This window comes from Stenotrophomonas sp. (genome assembly GCF_050737075.1).
GTDB lineage: Bacteria > Pseudomonadota > Gammaproteobacteria > Xanthomonadales > Xanthomonadaceae > Stenotrophomonas.
This window is the reverse complement of record NZ_JBOHXV010000152.1, coordinates 1-6,511: the sequence shown is the minus strand read 5'-3', so window position 1 is coordinate 6,511 and position 6,511 is coordinate 1. Positions and strand designations below refer to the sequence as shown.

Genomic DNA, 6,511 nt, shown 5'->3' with positions numbered 1-6,511 from the left:
GGACCGTAGAGCGCCATGGATGGCGTGAACGAGCTTACATGGATGTACTTGCAGCGTGTCCCGCAAACCCGCCGCCGCCGGCCCAAGCCAGAATGACTCGCAGACCAAGGCATTTGACGTTGGCAGCAACGCCCGTCAACGCAACTCGGGTAGGGCGAGCTGGTGTTTGCGGCAGAGGCGGTAGACCGTTACGCGGGAGACCTGCATCGTGCGGGCGCAGGCGGTGATGTTGAATGCGTTCTGGCGCAACGCGCGCAGCAGCGCCTCGCGCTCTGCCGCTTGGCGTGCGTCGTGCAGCAGTCGCTGCGGCATCTCCACCTGGGGCGGCAACAGTTCCAGCTCGGCAACACCGATCAACTCCGCCTCGCTCACGATCGCCGCGCGCTGCACGCGGTTGAGCAGCTCGCGTACGTTGCCCGGCCAATGGAAGCCCAGCAGCGCCTGCCGCGCCTCGCTCGTGAAGCCGCGCGCCCGTGTTACATGACGGTTGCGGAAACTGGCCAGGAAATGTTCCGCCAACAGCACAATGTCGCTGCCGCGGTCGCGCAGCGCCGGCATCGGCAGCCGCAGCACATTGAGCCGGTAGAACAGATCGCGACGGAACTGCCCGCGCTCCACCGCCTGCTCCAGATCCACATGCGTCGCCGCTACCACCCGCACGTCCACCGATTGCGGATGATTGCTGCCAACGCGCTCGATCGTGCCCTCCTGCAGCACCCGCAGCAGATTCGTCTGCGCGTCCAGCGGCAGGTCGCCGATCTCGTCCAGGAACACCGTCCCGCCACTGGCCGTCTCGAACAGCCCCAGCCGCCGTGTCGCCGCGCCCGTGAACGCCCCGCGCTCGTGGCCGAACAGTTCCGACTGCACCAGCGCTGCAGGAATCGCCCCGCAGTTCACCGCCAGGAACGGGCGCGCATGCCGTGGCGACAGCGCATGCAGCGCCTGCGCCGCCAGCTCCTTGCCCGTGCCGGTTTCACCCGTGATAAGCACCGGCAACTCGACCGGCGCGAACTTGCGCAGCGCCGCGCGGGCCACCTGCAGCACCGCACTGTCGCCGACCAGTGACTGCGCCCCTGCAGGCGATGGCGCCTGCTCGCCGTCGGCCAGCCGCAGCAGGTGCTGCACCAGCTGCGGTACCTCCAGCGGCGCCGCATACGTCTCCACACAGCAGCCCAACAGGGCCTGCAACTGCGCGTCAGGTGCGCGCGGGCCGCCCGGCAGGATCGCCAGCAGCCGCATGTGCCGGTGCTGGTCCAGCAGCGCCTGCAGATGATCCAGGTTGCCAGGCGCATCGCCGCGCAGGTCCAGCAGCCCCACGATCAGGTCGTTGCTGCGCATGCCGATGGCCACGCATTCATTGCTGGCCACCCCGCGCACCTGCCAGCCAGCCGCAGCCAATGCGGCACGTTCTGCCGCGTGGGGCTGCCCAAACCAGATCACACACCGGGCCGGGAAATCAGGGACTGCCGCCATGCGTCACCTTCAAAGGAAAGTTCCCGGGCGGTTCTCCTGGTCAACGTCCCCCGGGCGTGCCGCCCCACGCCGGGATCAACGGCCCCTCCTTCATTGGTCGGGGCGCGCCGGATGCAGGGAATTTCTGCAACGACAGAAACAACAACGCCGACTGCCGCCCCCAGCGGCCACGTGCGGCCCCCATAATGCAAAAGGCCGCTGCGCGGGGCAGCGGCCTTCAGGCGGGGCGGTGCAGCGGCCCGGCTCAGAGCTCGACGCGACGGGCCTGCATGAACTTGCCGCTCCAGTATCCGCTGACCAGGCTGTCCACGCGGACGTCCTTGCCGGTGCTGGGTGCGTGCAGGAAGCGGCCTTCGCCGACATAGATGCCGACGTGGTCCACCCGGCCCTTGCGGCCGAAGAACACCAGGTCGCCGGCAGCCAGGGCATTGCGGTCGTTGATCAGCTCGGCTTCGCCGTCATGGGCCATTTCGCGCGACACGCGCGGCAGCTCGATGCCCAGGGCGGTGCGGAACACATAGCCCACCAGGCCGCTGCAGTCGAAGCCGCTGTCCGGCGAGGTGCCGCCCCAGCGGTACGGCGTGCCCAGCAGGGTCATCGCGCGGCGCAGCAGGGACTGCACCTTGCCATTGTCGGCTTCGCCGCCGACCACGGCGCCGGTGGCGCCCGTGCTGGCGTCATAGTTGGCCAGCAGGCGGCTCAGATCGCCGGCGAACATCGCCGAACGGTCCATCAGGGGAATGGTGTCATTCGACGCCAAGTGCGGAAGCAGGGCGGCGAGGGTGGCGCTGGCAGCGGCATCGGCCTTGCTGCGGGCCGGCGCGTCAGCCTTGGGCTTGACGGCGGCGGGGGTTTCAACCGGGTTCGCGGTGGCTACCGGCGCGGCGTCGATGACGGCCGTCGGCGCGGTCTGTGCCCAGGCCGGAACGCTGGCGAGGCACAAGGCAACGGCGAGAAAAGCGGGGTGGGCGAAACGCCTTGAAGCGGCGGTCTGGCCTTGGTACGTCAGGTCGGCTGTCGTCACGCGGCGGTCACTGAATAAAAACGATGGGTGATGATGCCGTGTAAGACGTGTGATTAGGTACAAATTTCGTTAATTTTCCGTTTACATGAGTGTGATCGACCTCACATTTTCAACCCTTTCCCCTGTTCATTTCAGTGAAGAACGCGTTTCGCCCCCGTGTAGTGCTGCTTCCAGTAGGTCCCGGCGAGCGAGTCCAGCCGGACCGTTCCGCCCGTGCTGGGGGCATGCACGAAGCGCCCTTCGCCCACATAGATGCCGACGTGGAACACGTTGCCGCGGTCGCCGAAAAACACCAGATCGCCCGGCGCCAGCCGCTGCGGGTCGATCTTCGGGCCCTGTACCGCGGCCAGGTCGCGCGAGGTCCGGGGCAGCTTGAGGTCCAGCATTTCCCGGTAGACGTAGGTGACCAGCCCGCTGCAGTCGAAGCCGGACTCGGGCGTGTTGCCGCCGTAGCGGTAGGGCGTGCCGACCAGCCCGATGGCGCGCATCAGCACCGCGTTGGCCGCCTGCGGGTCACTGGGTACCACCGTCGGCCAGACCTGGGTCGAGGCCGGTGGCGGGCTGGGGCGGGTGCTTTTGCCGCCACCACAGGCGGCCAGCAGGGCCAGGGCGAGCAGGGCGGCGACCCGGGCAACAGAGCGGTTCAAGCGCGGAACTGGCGTCATGTGCGTGATGTCCGGATAATGCGCGGCCTTAGATGGCCGTCATGATGGCGGCGTACCTGGCGGGCGACAACCCGTCTCACTCGTCTGCCCTGGCAGCCTCAGCACAAGAGTTCCGCATGAAGATCGAAAAAGACAGCGTCGTCCGCTTCCACTACACCGTTGCCGAGCAGGGCCAGGAGCCGATCGAGAGCTCCAAGGACCGTGACCCGCTGGCGATCCTGATCGGCCACGGCAACATCATCCCGGGCCTGGAAAACGCCATGATGGACAAGGAAGCCGGCGCCACCTTCGAAGTGGACGTCAAGGCGGCCGACGCCTACGGCGAGCGCAAGGAAGGCCTGACCCAGCGCGTGCCGAAGAAGCACTTCGGCAACGAAAAGCTGGTGGCGGGTTCGCAGGTGGTGCTGCAGACCAACTTCGGCCCGCGCGCCGTGACCGTCCAGAAGGTCGGCATGAGCGTGGTCGACGTGGACCTCAACCACCCGATGGCCGGCAAGGACCTGCACTTCTCGGTGGAGATCGTGGACGTGCGCGCAGCGGCGCCCGAAGAACTGGAACACGGCCACGTCCACGGCGACGGCGGCCACCAGCACTAAGCACGGCGTCGTCCGTGTGATGCAACGGCCCGCTTCGGCGGGCCGTTGTGTATTCGGCTCCCCGCACCGCCGGGCGCGTACTGCGACGCGACGGCATACTGTCCGTCCTGGTCCAAGAGTCGCCCGTGAAGTCTGCCCATCCCCCCCTTCAGCCGGTAGCGGCCAGCGACCGCATCGATGTCATCGACATCCTGCGCGGCGTCGCGCTGCTGGGCATCCTGTTGATGAACATGGAGGCGCTGAGCGGGCCGCTGGACCTGGCCTTCACCGGTATCGACCCGCATTGGCAGGGGCTGGACTACTGGGCCGATGCGCTGGTCTACGTGCTGGTGCAGGGCAAGTTCTTCACCCTGTTCTCGCTGCTGTTCGGCGCCGGCTTCGCGATCATGGCGCAGCGTGCCGAAGCGGCGCGACGCGATTTCACTTCGTTTTATCTGCGCCGCAGCGCGGGCCTGCTGCTGATCGGCCTGTGCCACGCGCTGCTGGTCTGGTCCGGCGACATCCTGGTGATCTACGCACTGGTGTCGCTGCCGCTGTTGGCCTGCCGCGAGGCGCCGCAGCGCTGGTTGCCGGCGATGGGGGTGGCCACCTACCTGTGCGCGGCGCTGCTGATGCTGTTGATGGGTGCACTGCTGGGGCTGTCGGCGCAGATCGATGGCAACAATGACACCGCCTTGCGCTCCGCCATCGCGCAGGGCCAGCAGACCATTGAACTGCAACGCCAGGTATATGGGCACGGCAGCTTCACCCAGGCGGTGGCGCAGCGGGCGAGCGACCTGGGCACGTCGCTGTCCGGCGCGCTGATCATCGGCCCGGAAGTGCTGGGCATGTTCCTGATCGGCAGTTGGTTCGCGCGCAGCGGCGCGCTGGCCGACCCGGCCCGTTTCGAGCGCCTGTACCAGCGACTGCGCTGGGTCGCGCTGCCCTGCGGGCTCCTGTTGATGCTGACCAGCGCGGTGTGGGTGCCGTACACCGCACCGGGCACGTTCACTGCCCGCACCGGCGCGGCCTACGCGCTGTCGTCGGTGGCGGGCCTGCTGATGTGCCTGGGTTATCTTGCGTGGATCGTGCAGTGGCGGGATCGCCTGCGCGGGTTGGCACCGATGGGCCGGATGGCCCTGACCCAGTACATCCTGCAGTCGCTGGTGGGCACCTGGCTGTTCTACGGCTACGGGCTGGGCGCATTCGAGACGATGCCACGGGCATGGCAGATTCCCTTCGCCCTGCTGCTGTTCGCCGTGCAGGTGGTGCTCAGCCACGTGTGGCTGCGTTACTTCCGGTTCGGTCCGTTGGAATGGATCTGGCGCGCGATGACCTATGGCCGCTGGCCGCCGCTGCGCCGCTGAAGGATGGCCACCGCTCCTCACGTCTGACGCGCAGCCGGACATGGCATGCTGACGCCCATGACAACGCAATACGACTATGACCTGATCATTCTCGGCGGTGGCTCCGGCGGACTGGCGGCGGCATTCCGCGCGGCCCAGCACGGCCAGCGCGTGGCGATGCTGGAGCCGGGCGAACTCGGCGGCACCTGCGTCAACGTAGGCTGCGTGCCGAAGAAGGCGATGTGGCTGGCTGCCGATCTCTCCGGAAAAATCGACCTGGCCGCCGCCATGGGCTTCGACGTGCCCGTACGGCCGGCGCTGGACTGGAAGGAACTGGTGGTGCATCGCCAGGCCTACATCGCCAACATCCACGCCAGTTATCTCAAGCGCCTGGATGAGAACAAGGTGGTGCGGGTGCCACGCAAGGGTCGCCTGGTGGATGCGCATACGGTGGCCTGCAGCGATGGCGTGCACCTTACCGCCGCGCACATCCTGATCGCGACCGGCGCGCACCCGCAGCGCCCGGATATTCCGGGGGCGGAACTGGGCTCGGTCTCCGACGATTTCTTCAACCTGTGTGGCGCGCCCGCGCGCGTGGCGATCGTCGGCGGTGGCTATATCGCGGTGGAGCTGGCCGGCCTGCTGCAGGCGCTCGGCAGCCGGGTGACGTTGCTGGTGCGCGGTGAGCGTCTGCTGGAGCGCTTCGATGCGGAACTGACCGCACAGCTGGCCGAGAACCTGCGCCACCAGGGCGTACAGGTGCATTTCAACTACCGGTTGCGCGAACTGCGCCGCGACGGCGAAGACCTGATCGCCTACGGGCATGACGGCCCGTCCGAGCCGCGCTTCGACCAGGTGTTCTTCGCAACCGGCCGGCGCGGCAACAGTGGCGGCCTCGGCCTTGAGGCGCTGGGGATCGTCGTCGGTGAAAAGGGCGATGTAGAGGTCGATGCGTGGCAGACCACCGCCGTGCCCAGCGTGCACGCGGTGGGCGACATCGCCGGCAAGGTCGGCCTGACCCCGGTGGCGATCGCCGCGGCGCGCAAGCTGATGGACCGCCTGTTCGGCGGCCAGCCGCAGGCGAAGATGGATTACGAGAACGTGGCCAGCGTGGTGTTCTCGCACCCGGCACTCGGCGCGGTGGGGTTGAGCGAGGAAGAGGCCCGCGCCCGCCACGGCGATGTGCGCGTGTACCGCAGCAACTTCCGCCCGATGCTGCAGGCGCTGGCCGACGGCACCCAGCGCAGCCTGTTCAAGCTGGTCTGCGTGGGCGAGGAGGAGCGGGTGGTGGGCGTGCACCTGCTCGGCGAAGCGGCCGACGAGATCCTGCAGGGCTTCGCCGTAGCGGTGAAGATGGGCGCCACCAAGGCGCAGTTCGACGACACCGTGGCCATCCACCCGACATCATCCGAGGAGGTTGTGTTGATG

The 6,511-nt window shown here is 67.8% G+C and carries 6 protein-coding genes; 3 read left to right on the top strand and 3 right to left on the bottom strand.

The window, feature by feature from the left end; genetic code table 11:
- Positions 1 to 135: 135 nt before the first annotated feature.
- The 3 genes from ACREPD_RS21420 to ACREPD_RS21410 all read right to left on the bottom strand — a co-directional run bounded on the left by ACREPD_RS21420 (position 136) and on the right by ACREPD_RS21410 (position 3,162).
- Positions 136 to 1,473, bottom strand: coding sequence for a sigma-54 interaction domain-containing protein (locus ACREPD_RS21420; RefSeq protein WP_431601163.1), 1,338 nt, complete (start codon positions 1,471 to 1,473; stop codon positions 136 to 138).
- 244 nt (positions 1,474 to 1,717) lie between these two features.
- Positions 1,718 to 2,497, bottom strand: a complete 780-nt coding sequence (locus ACREPD_RS21415) for a C40 family peptidase (RefSeq protein WP_431601162.1) — start codon at positions 2,495 to 2,497, stop codon at positions 1,718 to 1,720.
- 131 nt (positions 2,498 to 2,628) lie between these two features.
- Complete coding sequence (locus tag ACREPD_RS21410) at positions 2,629 to 3,162, bottom strand: C40 family peptidase (RefSeq protein WP_431601161.1); 534 nt, start codon at positions 3,160 to 3,162, stop codon at positions 2,629 to 2,631.
- Between the two features lie 116 nt (positions 3,163 to 3,278).
- Between ACREPD_RS21410 and ACREPD_RS21405 the strand changes: the two genes are divergently transcribed.
- From ACREPD_RS21405 to gorA, 3 genes are all read left to right on the top strand, one after another.
- Positions 3,279 to 3,758 (top strand): FKBP-type peptidyl-prolyl cis-trans isomerase, encoded by a 480-nt coding sequence (locus tag ACREPD_RS21405; protein ID WP_431601160.1) that lies wholly within the window; start codon positions 3,279 to 3,281, stop codon positions 3,756 to 3,758.
- 125 nt (positions 3,759 to 3,883) lie between these two features.
- Entirely contained in the window at positions 3,884 to 5,104 is a 1,221-nt protein-coding gene (locus tag ACREPD_RS21400) for a DUF418 domain-containing protein (protein WP_431601159.1), read from the top strand.
- Between the two features lie 57 nt (positions 5,105 to 5,161).
- A partial coding sequence (gene gorA, locus ACREPD_RS21395) for a glutathione-disulfide reductase (RefSeq protein WP_431601158.1) occupies positions 5,162 to 6,511 on the top strand: 1,350 nt, incomplete at its 3' end.

Bases quoted from the DNA above. Each gene is read 5' to 3' on its own strand.
- ACREPD_RS21420 (WP_431601163.1), bottom strand. From the start codon at position 1,473: ATGGCGGCAGTCCCTGATTTCCCGGCCCGGTGTGTGATCTGGTTTGGG.
- ACREPD_RS21410 (WP_431601161.1), bottom strand. From the start codon at position 3,162: ATGACGCCAGTTCCGCGCTTGAACCGCTCTGTTGCCCGGGTCGCCGCC.
- ACREPD_RS21405 (WP_431601160.1), top strand. From the start codon at position 3,279: ATGAAGATCGAAAAAGACAGCGTCGTCCGCTTCCACTACACCGTTGCC.